This window comes from Marilutibacter chinensis (assembly GCF_021725675.1).
Classification (GTDB): domain Bacteria; phylum Pseudomonadota; class Gammaproteobacteria; order Xanthomonadales; family Xanthomonadaceae; genus Marilutibacter; species Marilutibacter chinensis.
Genome location: NZ_JAKJPO010000001.1, coordinates 540,063 through 555,937, shown reverse-complemented (window position 1 = coordinate 555,937; position 15,875 = coordinate 540,063). Strand labels below are relative to the sequence as shown.

Genomic DNA, 15,875 nt, shown 5'->3' with positions numbered 1-15,875 from the left:
GCCCGCAGGCCGGAGCGCAAGCCGCGATCCTCGAGACCGCACCGGGAACCCCAGAGTCTGTCGCGCAAACCCTGCACCCCGCGGTTGCGCTCCCACGCTCCATTCGTGCCCGCGGCGCGAATCGCCGGACTGGGCGCGAATCCTACGGCCGTCCGTGCAAGGGCGCCGGCAAGGCCTGCTCAGCGGCCGCGGTGCGGCTTCTTCGGGCCGCGCGGACCGGGCTTGCCGCGTGGCTTGCCCGGGTGCGGGCGCCCGCCGTGCGGACGGCGCGGCGGCCGGCCGGCGTCCTCGGGGATGCTGCCAGGGCGGCTGATCCGCAGCGGCTGGCCGGCGACGCGCACCTTCTTCAGATGTTCCATCAGTTCGCGCGGCATGCCCTCGGGCAGGTCGACGTAACTGTGGTCCTGGCGGATGTCGATGCGGCCGATGTAGCGGCTCTCCAGCTCGGCCTCGTTGGCGATCGCACCGACGATGTTGCCCGGCTTGACCCCGTGCACGTGGCCGACCTCGATCCGGAAGGTCTCCATGCCGGTGTCCGGCACGTGCGGAACGTGTCGAGGCGGATGGGCGTCGTCGAACATCGCCTCGCCGCGGTTGCTTGGCGCGCGCGCGCGGCCGGGCCGGTCGCCGCCGGGCTTGTCGGCGTCGTGGCGCGGGCGTTCGGGGCGGGGTTTCTCCCTCGGGAGATCGAGCAGCAGCGGCTGTTCGCCCTGGACCAGGCCGGCCAGCGCCGCGGCGATCTCGACCATCGGCACATTGCGCTCGCGTTCGTAGCGCTCGACCAGCTCGCGGAACACCGCCAGGTCAGGACGCTCGAGCGATTCGCCGATGCGGCCGAGAAACTTGGCGACCCGCTGCTCGTTGACGGTGTCGATGCTCGGCAGTTCCATCGCCTCGATCACCTGGCGGGTCGCGCGCTCGATCGCGCGCAGCATGCCGCGCTCGCGGGGGGTTACGAACAGGATCGCCTCGCCGCTGCGGCCGGCGCGCCCGGTGCGGCCGATGCGGTGGACGTAGCTCTCGGTGTCGTACGGGATGTCGTAGTTCAGCACGTGGCTGATCCGCTCCACGTCCAGGCCGCGGGCGGCGACGTCGGTCGCGACCAGCACGTCGATGCGGCCCTCCTTGAGCTGCTGCACGGTGCGTTCGCGTTGCTGCTGCTGCACGTCGCCGTTGATCGCGGCGGCGGCGAAACCGCGTGCGGTGAGCTTCTCGGCCAGTTCCTCGGTCGCCTGCTTGGTGCGCGTGAAGATGATCATCGCGTCGAACGGCTCGGCTTCGAGGATCCGGGTCAGTGCGTCGAGCTTGTGCACGCCGCTGACCCACCAGTAGCGCTGGCGGATGTTGTCGGAAGTGGTGGTGCGGGCCTGGATCGCGATCTCGACCGGCTCGCGCAGGTAGGTCTGTGCGATCCGCTTGATCGGTGCCGGCATCGTCGCCGAGAACAGCGCGACCTGACGCGTCTCGGGGGTCTTCTTCAGGACCGCCTCGACGTCGTCGATGAAGCCCATCCGCAGCATCTCGTCGGCCTCGTCCAGGACCAGGCATTCGAGTTCGGAGAGATCGAGCGAGCCGCGCTCGAGATGATCGATGACCCGCCCCGGCGTACCGACGACGACGTCGACGCCACGACGCAGCGCCGCCAGCTGGGGGCCGTAGCTCTGGCCGCCGTAGATCGGCAGCACGTGGAAGCCGGGCAGGTGATGGGCGTACTTCTGGAACGCCTCGGCGACCTGGATCGCGAGCTCGCGGGTCGGCGCCAGCACCAGCGCCCGCGGCTTCTTCTGGCCGGGAACCGCGCGGGCCAGCACCGGCAGCGCGAACGCGGCCGTCTTGCCGGTACCGGTCTGGGCCTGTCCGAGCAGGTCGCGGCCCTGCAGCAGCGGCGGGATGGTCGCCGCCTGGATCGGCGAGGGCGACTCGTAGCCGACCTCGGCCAGCGCCCTGAGGAGGGGCTCGGGCAGCGACAGATCGGAGAAGGCCGGAGCCTGGGGTGCGCCGGTCGCGCTGTCGTCGGTGGTGCTGTCGTCGTTCATGGAGGCTTCCTCGGGACTGCCCGCGAGGGCCAATCCGGCATTCTACGCCGCAACGGCGGTGTCCCGGGCGCGGGATGGTCGGCGGGTCAGCGCCGGTTGGGTCAGACCCGGCCCCGGCGGGCATGCGATCATGGGGCGCCCGCTCGCGGCACGCTTCCGACACCCATGTCGCTCTCCACCTCATCGACGCTGCGCTTCGACAACGCCTTCGTCCGCGAGACCCCTGGCGATCCGGACACCGGTCCCGGAGTCCGTCAGGTCGAAGGCGCGGCCTGGTCCAGGGTCCTGCCGACGCCGGTCGCGGCGCCGAGGATGCTGGCGTGGTCGGCGGAGATGGCCGCGCGGCTCGGGCTGGATGCCGCCTTCATGGACAGCCCGCTCGCGGCCGAGGTGTTGACCGGCAATCGCCAGTTGGACGGGATGGCGCCGTTCGCCGCGAACTACGGCGGACACCAGTTCGGGCACTGGGCCGGCCAGCTCGGCGACGGGCGCGCGATCACCCTGGGCGAGATCGTCAACGCCTCCGGCGAGCGCTGGGAGCTGCAGCTCAAGGGCGCGGGGCCGACCCCGTACTCGCGCAGCGCCGACGGCCGCGCGGTGCTGCGCTCATCGATCCGGGAATTCCTCTGCAGCGAGGCGATGCACCACCTCGGCGTGCCGACGACGCGTGCGCTGAGCCTGGCGGTGACCGGCGAGACGGTGGTCCGCGACATGTTCTACGACGGCCATCCCGAGGCGGAGCCGGGTGCGATCGTGTGCCGGGTCGCGCCGTCGTTCATCCGTTTCGGCAATTTCGAGCTGCCGGCCTCGCGCGGCGACGTCGATCTGCTGCGCCAACTGGTCGATTTCTGCATCCGTCGCGACTTCGCCCACCTGCGTGGCCGGGGCGGGAGGAGCGAAGGTGAGCCGCTGTACGGCGACTGGTTCGTCGAGGTGTGCGAGCGCACCGCCGCGATGGTCGCGCACTGGATGCGGGTCGGCTTCGTCCACGGGGTGATGAACACCGACAACATGTCGATCCTGGGCCTGACGATCGACTACGGCCCGTACGGGTGGATCGACGACTACGATCCCGACTGGACGCCGAACACCACCGATGCGGTCCACCGCCGCTACCGGTTCGGGCAGCAGCCGCAGGTCGCGTACTGGAACCTGGGCCGCCTCGCCGGCGCGCTGTCGCCGTTGTTCGACGGCGTCGATGCGCTGCAGGACGGGCTGCGTCGCTACGTGGAGGCGTTCAACCGCGCCGAGCGTGGCAACATTGCCGCCAAGCTCGGGCTGGAGGCCTGCCGCGACGAAGACGTCGCCCTGATGCAGTCGCTGCGCGAGCTGCTGAAGGCGGGCGGGATCGACATGACGCTGTTCTTCCGCCGGTTGTCCGCCCTCGACCCTTCGGCGCTGTCGCCGGATCTGTTCGGCGACGCGTTCTACGACGACGGCAAGCGTGCGGCGGTGATGCAGGCGTTGCAGGAATGGCTTGCGGCCTATGCCGCACGGATCGCCGAGGACCCGCTTCCGCCGGAGCACCGTACCGCGCTGATGGACGCCGCCAACCCCCGCTACGTGCTGCGCAACTACCTGGCCCAGCAGGCGATCGACCGGGCCCACCAGGGCGACATCGGCGGCGTGACCGAACTGCTTGACGTGATGCGTCGGCCGTACGACGAGCAGCCCGGGCGCGAGGCCTTCGCCGCGCGGCGCCCGGACTGGGCCCGCGATCGCGCCGGCTGCTCGATGCTGTCCTGCAGCTCGTGAGCATCGCGTCCGCCGCCGCGTATCGCCGGCCCGTTAGAATGGTTGGATGTCCCTGATCAATCTCATCGGCGTCGACTACAGCGTCGGCGGCCCGCTGCTGCTGGAACACGTCGATCTCGCGATCGAGGCCGGCGAGCGCATCGCCCTGATCGGCCGCAACGGCGCCGGCAAATCGACCCTGCTGCGCCTGATCGACGGCGAGCTGCAGCCCGACGATGGCGAAGTGCGCCGTGCCGACGGCGTCCGCATCGCGCGGCTCGAACAGGAGGTGCCGGCGGGCGCCGAAGGCGATGTCTGGGACGTCGTCGCCGGAGGCCTGGGCGAGCTCGGTGCCTGGCTGGCCGAGTTCCACCACCTCAGCCATGCCGAAACCGTCGACACCGACGCGCTGGCGCGGGTGCAGGCGCGGATCGAGGCCGCCGAGGGCTGGGCGCTGGACCAGCGCGTGACCGAGACGCTGGAGAGGCTGGAGCTGGACGGCGACGCCGTGTTCGCGCGCCTGTCCGGCGGGATGAAGCGGCGCGTGCTGCTGGCGCGTGCGCTGGTGTCGTCGCCGGACGTGCTGCTGCTGGACGAGCCGACCAACCATCTCGACATCGAGGCGATCGACTGGCTGGAGAATTTCCTGAAGGGCTGGCCGGGAGCGCTGGTGTTCATCACCCACGACCGCCGGTTCCTGCGCGCGCTGGCGACCCGGATCGTCGAGATCGACCGCGGCGCGCTGACCAGCTGGCCCGGCGACTGGGACAACTACCTGCGTCGTCGCGAGGAACGCCTGAATGCCGAAAGCCAGGAGAACGCGCGTTTCGACAAGCTGCTGGCGCAGGAGGAGGCATGGATCCGCCAGGGCATCAAGGCGCGCCGCACCCGCGACGAGGGCCGGGTACGGCGGCTCCGGCAGATGCGGACCGAGCGTGCCCAGCGCCGCGAACTGCAGGGCAACGTGAAGATGTCGATGGCGCAGGGCGAGGCGTCGGGGCGCAAGGTGATCGAGGCGAAGGGGCTGGGTTTTTCGTTCGACGGACGGCCGCTGGTGCGGGACCTGGACACAACGGTGATGCGCGGGGACCGCATCGGCCTCATCGGCCCCAACGGCAGCGGCAAGACCACCCTGCTGAAACTGCTGCTCGGCCAGCTCGATCCCGCGCACGGCGAGGTACGGCTGGGCAGCAACCTGCGGATCGCCTATTTCGACCAGTACCGCGCGACCCTGCGCGAGGACTGGAACGCGCTGGAGAACGTCGCGGAGGGCCGCGATCACGTCGAGATCGGCGGCAGATCCAAGCACGTGATCGGCTATCTGCAGGACTTCCTGTTCACGCCCGAACGTGCGCGGGCGCCGATCACGCGCCTGTCCGGCGGCGAGCGCAACCGCCTGCTGCTGGCGAAGCTGTTCGCGCAGCCATCCAACCTGCTGGTGATGGACGAACCGACCAACGATCTCGACGTCGAGACCCTGGAATTGCTGGAGGAGCTGCTGGCCGACTACCCGGGCACGCTGTTGCTGGTCAGCCACGACCGCGATTTCCTCGACAACGTGGTGACCTCGACCCTGGTGATGGAGGGCGATGGCCGGGTCGGCGAGTACGTCGGCGGCTACAGCGACTGGGAGCGTCAGCGCCGCACCGCGGGAGCGGCTGCCACGGTCAGCGCCGCACCGGCGTCCGCCACCGCTCCAGCCCGGCCGGCGGCGCCGCCCGCGCGCCGCAAGCTCAGCTACAAGGATGCGCGAGAGCTGGAGCAGTTGCCGGCGAGGATCGAGCAGCTGGAGGCACGGCTGGCGGAACTGACCGGAGCGATGAACGATCCGGCCTTCTTCCAGCGCGAACAGGCGGCGGTGAGCGCGCATACCGCCGAGGTCGCCGACACCCAGGCCGCGCTCGACGCCGCCTACGCCCGCTGGGGCGAGCTGGAGGATGCCACCGATTGAACCCCGGATCGCCCGGCGCCTGCCGGTGCGTCGCTGTCCGGGGGGCGCTGGCGTAATCTTGCCGCATCGTCAACGGAGAACCGCTATGAGGATGCGAACCGGCGCCGCGGCGCTGCTGCTGGCCTGTCTTGGCGGAACCGCCGCGGCCGGGGTCAGGGATGCGGGGAAGCACGGGTTCACCATCGAGAACACGGTCGAGGTGCCGGCCGATGCCGATGCCGTCTGGCAGGCGCTGGTCGACGACGTCGATCTCTGGTGGCCGAGGGATCACACCTGGTGGGGCGCGCAGTCGCGGTTGCGGATCGAGCCGCGCGCCGGCGGTTGCTTCTGCGAGACGGACGGCGAGCGCCAGGCCCGGCACATGCAGGTGGTGTTCGTCGAACCCGGCAAGCTGCTGCGGATGACCGGCGGCCTGGGACCGCTGCAGGGCATGGGCGTCGACGGCGTACTCGAGTTCCGCCTCGTCGCGGCGGGCGATGACGCCACCCGGATCACGCTGTTCTACCGCGCCGGCGGCTACACGCCTGATGACCTCGCGGCGATCGCGCCAGTGGTAGACCGGGTGCAGGCGCTGCAGCTGGAAGGACTGGCCGGGCACCTGCGGACCGGCGCGCCGGCTTCCGGAGCGGAGCGCTGAACGTGGCGGCGGTCGCGGCGCCATCCGCAAGCGCAGGGCGGTACCGGTGAGCAGGCAGGCGCAGCTCGCCGGCTTCGAGGTGGCGGACGCGACGCCGCGTTACAGCCTGTTCTTCGCGCTGTTGCCCGACGATGCGATCCGTGCGCGGGTCGACGCCGCGGCAACGGCGGTCGAGGCTGGACAGCCGCACGGTGGCCGCCGGCTGCGTCCGCACCGTTATCACCTGACCCTGCGCTGGCTCGGCACGCTGCCGGAGAACTGCGAGCGCGAGCTCGAGGTGGCGCGTGGCGCGGCCGAGTCGGCGTGCACTGCCGGCATCGGCGCGTTCAAGCTGCCGCTCGATATCGCCGGCGGCTTCGCCTCGGCCCGCGTCTGCTGGCTCGGCTGCCATACCGTGCCGACGGCACTGCACGAACTGCGCGCGGCTCTGGACGACGGGCTGGTACGTCGCGGCGCCGCGGCAGGCGTGAGATTCGGCAAGGGACCGGCGCTGGTGCCGCACGTCACCGTCGCCCGCGACTGCCGTCAGGTATGGACCGAAACCGCGATCGACGCACCGGTGCCGTGGCACGTCGACGGTTTCGCGCTGGTCCGCAGCGACATCCAGCGACACCATGCGCATGCGGTCGTCGGCCGCTGGGTGCTGCCGGACTGACGCCGCCGGCAGCGGATCAGCGGCGATGGGCGATCGCGCAGCCGTAGCCGGGCAGGTGCAGCGGATCGAGTCCGCCGGGCGGAAGGGTCGCCAGGTTGGAGGCCTCCGGGTCCATCTTCCAGCCCCCCGGCAGACGATGGACCGCCGCCTCGTGGGACAGGTTGAACACGCATAGCATCCGGTTGCGTTCGCCACGTTCGAACGCCAGCACGGTGGCGGCCGCGTCGACCGGTTGCAGGCGATCCTCGCGCAACGCCGGCTGTGCGCGCCGCCATGCCAGCAGCCGCTTCCATGCATTGAGCAGCGAAGCCGGGTCCGCCTGCTGGCGCGACACCGCGAGGGGCAGGTGTTCGGCCGCGATCGGCAGCCACGGCTCGTCGGCATCGGTGAACCCTGCGCCCGGGTGGGCGTCGGTCCACGGCATCGGTGTCCGGCAGCCGTCGCGGCCGAGGATCTGCGGGTAGTTGGCGATGCCGTATGGGTCGCGCAGCTGCTCGAAACCCAGTTGCGCCTGGGTCAGGCCGAGTTCGTCGCCCTGGTACAGGCAGCAACTGCCAGGCAGCACCAGCAGCAGCGTCGCCAGCAGGCGGTCGAGCCGCGCCTCGGTGTCGTCGTCGTGGCGCCGGTGCAGTGCCCAGCGTCCCTTCAGCCGCGGAAAATCGTGGGTGCCGAAGGTCCAGCACAGATGCGGAGCCTCGAAGGACGCCAGCATCTGGTCGAGCAGGCGCCGCAGGCCGTCGGCGGTGAACGGCTCGTCGCTGACCAGCGATGCGTTGTAGGCGGTGTGCAGGCGATCGCGACCGCGTACCGCTTCGGCGGCGGATGCAAGCGAGTCCTCGGCGCTGGAGATCTCGCCCAGCGCCACGGTGCCGGGATAGGCGTCCATCAGTGCACGTACCTCGCCGAGCATCTCCCAGGTCTCCGGCCGGCTGACCGTGCCCCGGTTGATGAAGTCGAAGTAGGGGTCGTCGCGCGCCGCGCCGGCCGGCCTCGCCAGGTCCGCTGGGCGTCGCGGGTTGTCGGCGAGGCTGCGGTCGTGCGCGAAGAAGTTGGCCACGTCGAGGCGGAAGCCGTCGACGCCGCGGTCGAGCCAGAAACGGCCGACCTCGATCAGCGCGGCGCGGACCCCGGGGTTGTACCAGTTGAGGTCGGGTTGTTCGACCAGGAAGTTGTGCAGGTAGTACTGGTGGCGGGTCCCGTCCCATGCCCAGGCGGAGCCGCCGAACGTCGCGCGCCAGTTGTTGGGCGGTCCGCCATCCGGTGCCGGATCGGCCCAGACGTACCAGTCGGCCTTCGGATTGTCGCGGCTGGCGCGGCTTTCGAGGAACCAGGAGTGCTGGTCCGAGGTATGGTTCCAGACCTGGTCGATCAACACGCGAAGGCCCAGCGAATGCGCGTGGGATACCAGCGCGTCGAAATCGTCGAGGCTGCCGAAAACCGGTTCGACATCGCGGTAGTCGCTGACGTCGTAGCCGAAGTCCTTCATCGGCGAGCGGACGAACGGACAGATCCAGACCGCATCGGCACCGAGTTCGCGGACGTAGCCCAGGCGCCGGCGTATGCCGGCGAGGTCGCCGATGCCGTCGCCGTTGGCGTCGGCGAAGCTGCGCGGGTAGATCTGGTAGATGACAGCGTGGCGCCACCAGTTCGCGTCGTCGGTGCGGGACATCAGGCCTCCCGGCCGGAAGTCGCGTCCTTCCCGCATGCGGCGAACCACACGCCCCAGGGCGGCAGGGCCAGCCGGCGCGTGGCGGGATTCCATTCGGCATCGCAGCCGTGCAGCCATGCCGGCTCGAGCCGCTCCAGCGCATCGGCAGACCCGTTGTCCCCGCAGGCGGCGAGATCGAGCTCCAGCGGCCGCGGACTCACGTTGAACACCGCCAGCACGCCCTGGACATCGTGCTCGCGCCACCAGCCCAGGCCGGGGGCGGGCAGATCGAGCATGCGCAGCGCGCCTTCGAGAAGGGCCGGCTGCGCGCGGCGCCAGTGCAGCAGGTTGCGCCAGGTATTGAGGCTGGAGTCCGGATCGGCGGATTGTGCCGCAACCGAGAGGCCGCGGTGCGAGGCGGGAATCGGCAGCCACGGCTCCACCTCGCTGAAGCCGCAATGGTCGCCGTCGTCGCAGTCCCAGGGCATCGGCGTGCGCGAGCCGTCGCGTCCCGGCAGCGTCGGGTACATCGCCCGTCCGAACGGGTCGCGCAACTGGTCCTCGCCGATGTCTTCGGGAATGCGCGCGGACGGCAGGCCCAGTTCGTCGCCCTGCCACAGGCACAGTGCGCCAGGCGCCGCCAGCAGCAGCGCCGCCATCATCCGGTAGAACGCATCCGGATCGTCGTGGTCGCCGCCGCCCCAGAGGTCGCGCATGCGGCCGTAGTCGTGATTGCCGGCCATCCAGCAGTTGCCGCGTGCGCCGTACTCCTGCTGCGTACGCAGGATGATCGATTTCAGCCGCTGCGCGGTCGCCGGCGCATGGAACAGCAGCGCACTGTGGTACGCGATGTGCAGGCGGTCGCTTCCATGGGTGAACTCCGCCGCTTCGCGGATGGTGTCCTCGCACAGGGTGACCTCGCCGAGCAGCATCGTCCCCGGATGGCGATCGACCAGCTCGCGCAGCGGTTTCAGGCAGTCGTGGGTTTCCGGCCGGCAGAAGCTGCGGCTGAACACCTGTTGCGCGGCCGGGTTGTCGGGAGCGATGCCGTCGGGCCTGCCGTCGCTGTCGGTGCGCAGGGGATTGTCCTTCAGCTCGGGGTCGTGGCAGTAGAAGTTCACCGCATCCAGGCGGATGCCGTCGATGCCTTCCTCGAGCCAGAAGCGAACCGTATCGAGCTGCGCTTCGCGCACGGCGGGGTTGTGCCAGTTGAGATCCGGCTGGCTGGGCAGGAAGTTGTAGAAGTAGTACTGCCCGCGCGCGGGCTCGAACTTCCAGCCCGACTTGCCGGTGAGGACCGATGGCCAGTTGTTCGGCGGCCCTCCGTCCTCGGCCGGGTCCGCCCAGATGTACCAGTCGGCCCGCGGATTGTCGCGGCTGCCACGGCTCTCGGTGAACCAGCGGTGCTGGTCGGAGGTGTGGTTCAGCACCAGGTCCAGCACCAGTTTCAGGCCGCGCTGGTGCATCAGCGTGAGCAGCCGGCGGAAGTCCCCGATGTCGCCGAACAGCGGATCGATCTGGCGCGTACGGGTCACGTCGTAGCCGAGGTCGTCCATCGGCGAGCCGTATATCGGCGTCAGCCAGACCGCGTCGACACCCAGCGAGGCGAGATAGTCCACGCGCCGGATCAGGCCGGGGAGGTCGCCCTTGCCGTCGCCGTCGCTGTCCTGATAGCTCCACGGCGTCAACTGATAGATGACGCTGTTGTGCCACCAGTGACCGCGTGGCAGGCCGTCGCCGCGCCGAAGCGCCGCCGGCCTGGCGGTTTCGACTGTGGTGGCTCGCCACCAGGGAAGATACGGGGCGGGGGATGACCGGTTCAAACGGACCAATTCATGCGGGACGTATGGAACTGCGGGTCATCCGAACACATCGCGAATCGACGCGAGGTGAGCGCGAACACAAAGGGTTCAGGTTCTGTTGTCGCCCGGCTTCCGCATGCTCCATCGGTGCGCCGTCGCGAGCAGAACAACGGCGGTTGCCATCAGTCGCGCTTCTCGCGTGGATGGATGCGCGCACCATCGTGCAGATCGTCGGCGGGATAGAGCACCACCTGCTCGCCGGCGCGCAGACCGTCCAGCACTTCCGCCTCGCGGCTGTTGCGCAGGCCCAGTGTCAGCCTGCGCAGTCGCGCGCGGCCATCCTCGGCGACGAACACCGCCCACTCCCCCGCGTCGCGGAACAGGCTGCCCACCGGCACCTTGACCGCATCGGCCTCGTGCCGGACGACGATCCGGACCTCGACCCGGTAGGCATCCCCCAACGCCTGGCGCGCCTCCACCGGATCCTCGAAGTCGATGATCACGTTGACGCGCTGCTCCTCGACGCCCAGCGCGGAAACCTTGAGAAAACCCGCGGGTTCGATGCGTCTCACCCGCCCATGCAGGGTGTCGCCGCCGCCCCACTGTTCGATCAGCACCGCGTCGCCAGGCGATACCCGCACCGCGTCGGACGACAACAGGTCGGAGACGATCTCGAGCCGGTCCGCGTCGCCGATCTCCAGCAGACCGGTGCCGGCCGGAACCACGCCGCGACTTTCGCGCAGGCGCCGCAGTACCACTCCGTTGATCGGTGCGCGGACGGGCAGCTCACCGGTGTCGGCGTCGGCCGGGCGAACGGAGGCGTCGGCGACAGAGTCCTGGTGGATCAACCGGGCGCGCGCGGCGTCGAGCTCGTGTCGCGCCTGGCTGACCGCGTACCCTGCAGAGCGCAGCGCCTCGTGGGCCGCATCCGTCTCCGCCTTCTGCGCATCGACGGCATCGCGCGAGATCGCGCCGCTGTCCTGCAGCGCCCGCAGCCGCTCGAACTGCTGGCGGGCGCGCGTGGCGAGGGTAGCCGCGCGCATGCGCTCGGCCTCGGCGCGGGCGAGTGCGGCTTCGGCGGCCGGGATTGCCGCTTCCGCCTCGGCGCGCACGCGCATGTCCAGCGGCACCGGAGCGGACGGGCGGAGCCGGGCCACCACCGTGCGTCCGGCTTCCACCGGATCTCCTGGCTCCAGCTCGATGCGGTCGACTTCGCCGGCGACCGGAGCCGAGACCACGTAGCGCTCGCGCACCCGCGTCTCGCCTTCCTCGTCGACGGTCACCTGCAGTCCGCCGGTGGTGACGTCGGCCAGGTCGACCTCGGTCGACTCCGGCCACAATGCGACCAGCAGCAGCGCGAGCACGGCCGCACCGCCGAGCAGCACGCTGCGCCTCTTCAGGAATCCGAAGCGGCGGACGAAGGCGGGGATCCTTTGCAGGGGGGCTCCAGGGCGCGGCATCGCGACGACTCCTCGTGGTTCATTCCCGGGTTTTCAGGACACCGACCAGGTCGAGCCGGTCGAGCCGGCGTCGCACGATCAGGCCGGATACGGCAGCAGCGGCGATGACCACCAGTGCCGACCAGGCGACCGTGGCCGGAGTGGTGGACAGCGGAAAACGGTAGACCTCGCTTTCGATCGACTTGACCATCGCCTGCGCCATGCCCTGGCCGAGCACGGCCCCGAACGGCAGCGCGAGCGCGGTGAGGATCGCGAGCTCGCCGAGCAGGATCAAGGAGATCTCGGCGCGGGTGAAACCGAGCACGCGCAGGCTCGCCAGTTCGCGCGCACGCTCCGACAGCGACACGCGTGCGGCGTTGTAGATCACGCCGAAGGCGATGATGCCGGCGAACAGCACGTTGATGGTGATCATCAGGCCGATGTTCTGCGCCATCGTCTCGCGGAAATTCTCGATCACGGTGCGTTTGATCGCGACCCCGGCGATGACCGGCATCGCCTTCAGCGTGTCCGACAGCGCCCCTTCCCGTGCGGGATCGATCTTCAACGCGGCGCCGGACAGGGTGCCGCCCTCGCGCATCAGGCGGCGCACCGCCTCGATGTCCATGTAGGCGGACAGGCCGAGCGAATCGTCGACCAGGCCGGCGACGGTCGCCTCGACGTGCGGACGGTGGCCCTGCAGGATCTCGAGGGTCACGCGGTCGCCGGGAACGACGTCGAGCACGCGCGCCAGCATCGCCGACAGCACCAGGCCTTCGGGCGGCGGTGCCACCGCATTGCCGTCCATGTCGACGATGCGACGCAGCCGCGCATCCGTGGGCAGTCCGGTGATCGCCAGGTCGCGATGCCTGAAGCCGGCGCGCAGGCGGGCCGGTACCGTGCGCACGGGTTCGACCGCGAGGACGCCCGGCAACCGCGCCAGGGCGTGGCGGGCGGACGACGACGCCGGTTCGACGAAGTTGACCGTCACGTCCTGCCGCTCGGCGACCGAGAACTGCAGCGAGATCAGGCGCTCGGTCGAGGCGATCAGGGAAAAACCGAACAGCAGGATGCCGGCGGCGAAGGCGATGCCGGTGATCGACGCCAGCGCACGCAACGGTTGCCGTTCCAGGTTGCGCAGGATCATCCGCGTCGCCATGCCCAGCCGTTGCCGCAATCCCGGTCGCTCGACGATGCTGCGCCGGTAGCGCGCGGGCGGTTCCGGCCGCATCGCTTCGGCCGGAGGAATGCGGACCGAACGGCGCACCGACGAGTAGGCGCCGACCATCGCCGTGACCAGGCTGATCGCCACTGCGCCCAGCACCACGGCCGGCGATACCCTGTAATCGGTCTGCGGAAAGCTGAAGTACTGCGCGTAGAGATCGGTCATGCCGGCACCGAGCCAGACGCCGGCGGCCACCCCCAGCGCCGCGCCGAGCGTCGCGATCGCCAGGGCCCATTTCAGGTAGTGCCAGGCCAGCTCGTCGTTGCGGTATCCCAGTGCCTTGAGCGCGGCCAGCTGCGGCCGCTGCAATGCCAGCGCCCGGCCGAGGGCGACGTTGAGCACGAAGGCGGTGACGAGCAGGAAGATCGCCGGCACCGCGATCCCCATGCTGCGCAGCTGCTGCAGTTCCGATTCCAGCGTCCAGTGCGAGGGCTGCAGCGCGCGGGGGATGGCGCCCAGTCCGCCATAGCGTTCCAGCAGCGCGTCCAGCCTGGCGATCACCTCGTCGGTCTGCACCCGCGGCGCCAGCTCCAGCACCACGTCGTTGAAGCCGCCTTCCATGTCGAAGGCGTTCGCCAGCGCACGCCGCTCCATCCAGAACACCCCGAACAGGCGGTCGTCCGGAACCAGTTCTCCCGGCCTGATGCTGTAGACGTATTCCGGCGACAGCACGATGCCGACGATGTCCAGCGTGCGCTTGCGGCCGTTGATGATCGCCGCGAAGCGGTCGCCGACATGGAAGCCATGCGCCTGGGTAAAGGCCTCGCTGGCCAGCACCTCGTCGGGGCGGCCGGCCGAGATCCAGCGGCCTTCGCGCAGGTACAGGTCGTTCAACGCCGGGCGCCGGTCCGCCGGTATCGAGATCAGCCGGCCGCTGGCCGGCTCCTGCAGGCCGGGAACGTCGAGCACCACGTCCGCCACCACCCGGGTCTCGGCGCGTGCCACGCCGGGAATGTCGGCGATGCGCGCGGCCAGCGATTCCGGTGCCCGCTTGAGCGAGGCGAACACCTCGGCGAAGCGCTGCTCCTCGTAGTAGGACTGCCGGCTGCGCTGCAGCGACTGGAAGTTCGACAGGTACATCACCCACATCGCCATGCCGGCGGCCAGGACCAGCGCGATGGCGAACGCCTGGCCGGCCATTGCCCGGAGGTCACGCAGCAGCTTGCGGTTCAGGGCCGAGATGCGCACGGCCTCACCACTTCAGTTCGTCCGGGGAGCGCTTGTGCGTGTTGCGCTCGGAGGAGACGATCCGGCCATCGGCCATGTGCAGCACGACGTCGGCCATCTCGGCGATCGACGCATTGTGGGTGATCACGAGCGTGGTGGTGCCCATCTCCGCGTTGACCCGCGCCAACGCCTTGAGCACCACCACGCCGGTGGAGAGATCGAGCGCGCCGGTGGGCTCGTCGCACAGCAGCACCGCCGGACGCTTGGCCACCGCGCGGGCGATCGCCACGCGCTGCTGCTCGCCGCCGGACAGTTGCGATGGGAAGTGGTCGAGCCGGTGTTCGAGGCCGACCAGCGCCAATGCCTCCTCGGGCTGGAGCGGATCTTTGACGATCTCTGTCACCAGCGCCACGTTCTCGCGCGCGGTCAGGCTCGGAATGAGGTTGTAGAACTGGAAGACGAAGCCGACGTGGTGCCGCCGGTAACGCGTCAATGCAGCCTCGTCGCCGGCGTCGAGCGCTTCGCCGCGGTAGCGGATGTGACCGCTGCTCGGAGTGTCGAGTCCGCCCAGCAGGTTCAGCAGGGTCGACTTTCCCGAGCCCGAGGCCCCGAGCAGCACCACGAAATCGCCGTCGCGCAGGCTGAGGTCGACGTCGTCCAGCGCACGCACCTGGACCTCGCCCATCGTGTAGACCTTGCTGAGGCCCTCGACCTCGAATACCGCGGTGGCCGGTTCGCGTGCCATCGGTTCACGGCTCGAACATGCGCCGGAACATGTCCAGCATCAACCGCGGCAGGGTGTCGCACTGATCGGCGGTCAGCTCGTCCCAATGGTCGACGAACCAGCGGTCAAGCGCCGCGCGCAGACTGAAGATCGCGGTCATCAGCAGGTCCTCGGGCATGTCGTCGCGGATGCAGCCGACCTTCTGCCCATGGCGCATGAAGTTGATCCGGATCGCCTCGATCTGCGCGATTTTTTCCTGCGCGACCTGCCGTGCCCGCGGATCGGCCGGCGGGTGGTAGAGCGGGCGCCAGACGCCCACGTACCACGGCCGCTCGCGCAGCATCTCGCGGGAACGCTCCGACAGCCGCTCCAGGGTGGGCCAGAAGCTGTCGGCCTGCAGGTGGCTGAAGTCGCCGATCTCCTCCGGGACGCCAAGCGCCCATGCCCAGTCCATGACCGCCTGGAACAGGTCGACCTTGTCGTCGAAGTGGTAATAGAACTGACCCTTGCTCAGCCCCAGGCGCTCGATGATGCGGTTGAGCGAGGCCTGGTCGTAGCCATGCGCGGCGAACTCCTCGGCGGCGGTTTCGAGGATCGACTCCTGGCGCCGGGCGTCGAGCTTGTGGAAGCGAGGACGGGGCATGACTGTTTCGTGACCTGAACCGGTTGGTTGGACCAATTGGTTGGACCAGCCGGTCCGATCTTTCTCCCGCCCGAGCCGGGTGTCAAGGCCGGGTCATCGGACCACGCGGCGGAGGGCAGGGGATTGATCACGATCAACGCGAACGCGCTGTCGGGGGCCGGGAACGGCCGGGTCCGGCGGCGTGCAGCGACGCGCGATGGCGCCCGATGGCCGCGCG

Annotated in this window: 11 protein-coding genes; 4 read left to right on the top strand and 7 right to left on the bottom strand. The window is 70.0% G+C overall.

Annotation, left to right across the window (positions count from 1 at the left end):
• Positions 1-179 precede the first annotated feature (179 nt).
• Complete coding sequence (locus tag L3V18_RS02460) at positions 180-2,036, bottom strand: DEAD/DEAH box helicase (RefSeq protein WP_237053008.1); 1,857 nt, start codon at positions 2,034-2,036, stop codon at positions 180-182.
• A 165-nt stretch (positions 2,037-2,201) separates the two neighbouring features.
• Here L3V18_RS02460 and L3V18_RS02455 point away from each other — a divergent pair, with 165 nt between their 5' ends.
• The 4 genes from L3V18_RS02455 to L3V18_RS02440 all read left to right on the top strand — a co-directional run bounded on the left by L3V18_RS02455 (position 2,202) and on the right by L3V18_RS02440 (position 7,013).
• Entirely contained in the window at positions 2,202-3,791 is a 1,590-nt protein-coding gene (locus L3V18_RS02455) for a protein adenylyltransferase SelO (RefSeq protein WP_237053007.1), read from the top strand.
• 46 nt (positions 3,792-3,837) lie between these two features.
• Positions 3,838-5,721: an ATP-binding cassette domain-containing protein gene (locus tag L3V18_RS02450; RefSeq protein ID WP_237053006.1), complete on the top strand. Its 1,884-nt coding sequence runs from the start codon at positions 3,838-3,840 to the stop codon at positions 5,719-5,721.
• 85 nt (positions 5,722-5,806) lie between these two features.
• Positions 5,807-6,358, top strand: a complete 552-nt coding sequence (locus tag L3V18_RS02445) for an SRPBCC family protein (protein ID WP_237053005.1) — start codon at positions 5,807-5,809, stop codon at positions 6,356-6,358.
• A gap of 46 nt (positions 6,359-6,404) precedes the next feature.
• On the top strand, positions 6,405-7,013 hold the full coding sequence (locus L3V18_RS02440) for a 2'-5' RNA ligase family protein (RefSeq protein ID WP_237053004.1): 609 nt from the start codon (positions 6,405-6,407) through the stop codon (positions 7,011-7,013).
• 16 nt (positions 7,014-7,029) lie between these two features.
• On the opposite strand, the gene L3V18_RS02435 is transcribed toward L3V18_RS02440, so the two are convergent.
• The 6 genes from L3V18_RS02435 to L3V18_RS02410 form a co-directional block, all read right to left on the bottom strand.
• A complete protein-coding gene (locus L3V18_RS02435; RefSeq protein WP_237053003.1) occupies positions 7,030-8,682 on the bottom strand; it encodes an alpha-glucosidase in 1,653 nt (550 codons plus the stop codon).
• Positions 8,682-10,484: an alpha-amylase family glycosyl hydrolase gene (locus tag L3V18_RS02430; protein ID WP_237053002.1), complete on the bottom strand. Its 1,803-nt coding sequence runs from the start codon at positions 10,482-10,484 to the stop codon at positions 8,682-8,684. Before L3V18_RS02430 ends, L3V18_RS02435 begins: the two co-directional genes overlap by 1 nt.
• A 161-nt stretch (positions 10,485-10,645) precedes the next feature.
• Positions 10,646-11,923, bottom strand: coding sequence for an efflux RND transporter periplasmic adaptor subunit (locus L3V18_RS02425; RefSeq protein ID WP_237053001.1), 1,278 nt, complete (start codon positions 11,921-11,923; stop codon positions 10,646-10,648).
• Between the two features lie 19 nt (positions 11,924-11,942).
• Positions 11,943-14,312 carry an ABC transporter permease gene (locus L3V18_RS02420; RefSeq protein WP_237053000.1) on the bottom strand — a complete coding sequence of 790 codons (2,370 nt, stop codon included), beginning with the start codon at positions 14,310-14,312 and terminating at the stop codon, positions 11,943-11,945.
• 4 nt (positions 14,313-14,316) lie between these two features.
• Positions 14,317-15,036 (bottom strand): ABC transporter ATP-binding protein, encoded by a 720-nt coding sequence (locus L3V18_RS02415; protein WP_237052999.1) that lies wholly within the window; start codon positions 15,034-15,036, stop codon positions 14,317-14,319.
• A 4-nt stretch (positions 15,037-15,040) separates the two neighbouring features.
• Positions 15,041-15,658: a TetR/AcrR family transcriptional regulator gene (locus tag L3V18_RS02410; protein ID WP_237052998.1), complete on the bottom strand. Its 618-nt coding sequence runs from the start codon at positions 15,656-15,658 to the stop codon at positions 15,041-15,043.
• Positions 15,659-15,875: the final 217 nt, after the last annotated feature.

Bases quoted from the DNA above. Each gene is read 5' to 3' on its own strand.
- L3V18_RS02460 (WP_237053008.1), bottom strand. From the start codon at position 2,036: ATGAACGACGACAGCACCACCGACGACAGCGCGACCGGCGCACCCCAG.
- L3V18_RS02455 (WP_237053007.1), top strand. From the start codon at position 2,202: ATGTCGCTCTCCACCTCATCGACGCTGCGCTTCGACAACGCCTTCGTC.
- L3V18_RS02450 (WP_237053006.1), top strand. From the start codon at position 3,838: ATGTCCCTGATCAATCTCATCGGCGTCGACTACAGCGTCGGCGGCCCG.
- L3V18_RS02445 (WP_237053005.1), top strand. From the start codon at position 5,807: ATGAGGATGCGAACCGGCGCCGCGGCGCTGCTGCTGGCCTGTCTTGGC.
- L3V18_RS02435 (WP_237053003.1), bottom strand. From the start codon at position 8,682: ATGTCCCGCACCGACGACGCGAACTGGTGGCGCCACGCTGTCATCTAC.
- L3V18_RS02425 (WP_237053001.1), bottom strand. From the start codon at position 11,923: ATGCCGCGCCCTGGAGCCCCCCTGCAAAGGATCCCCGCCTTCGTCCGC.
- L3V18_RS02415 (WP_237052999.1), bottom strand. From the start codon at position 15,036: ATGGCACGCGAACCGGCCACCGCGGTATTCGAGGTCGAGGGCCTCAGC.
- L3V18_RS02410 (WP_237052998.1), bottom strand. From the start codon at position 15,658: ATGCCCCGTCCTCGCTTCCACAAGCTCGACGCCCGGCGCCAGGAGTCG.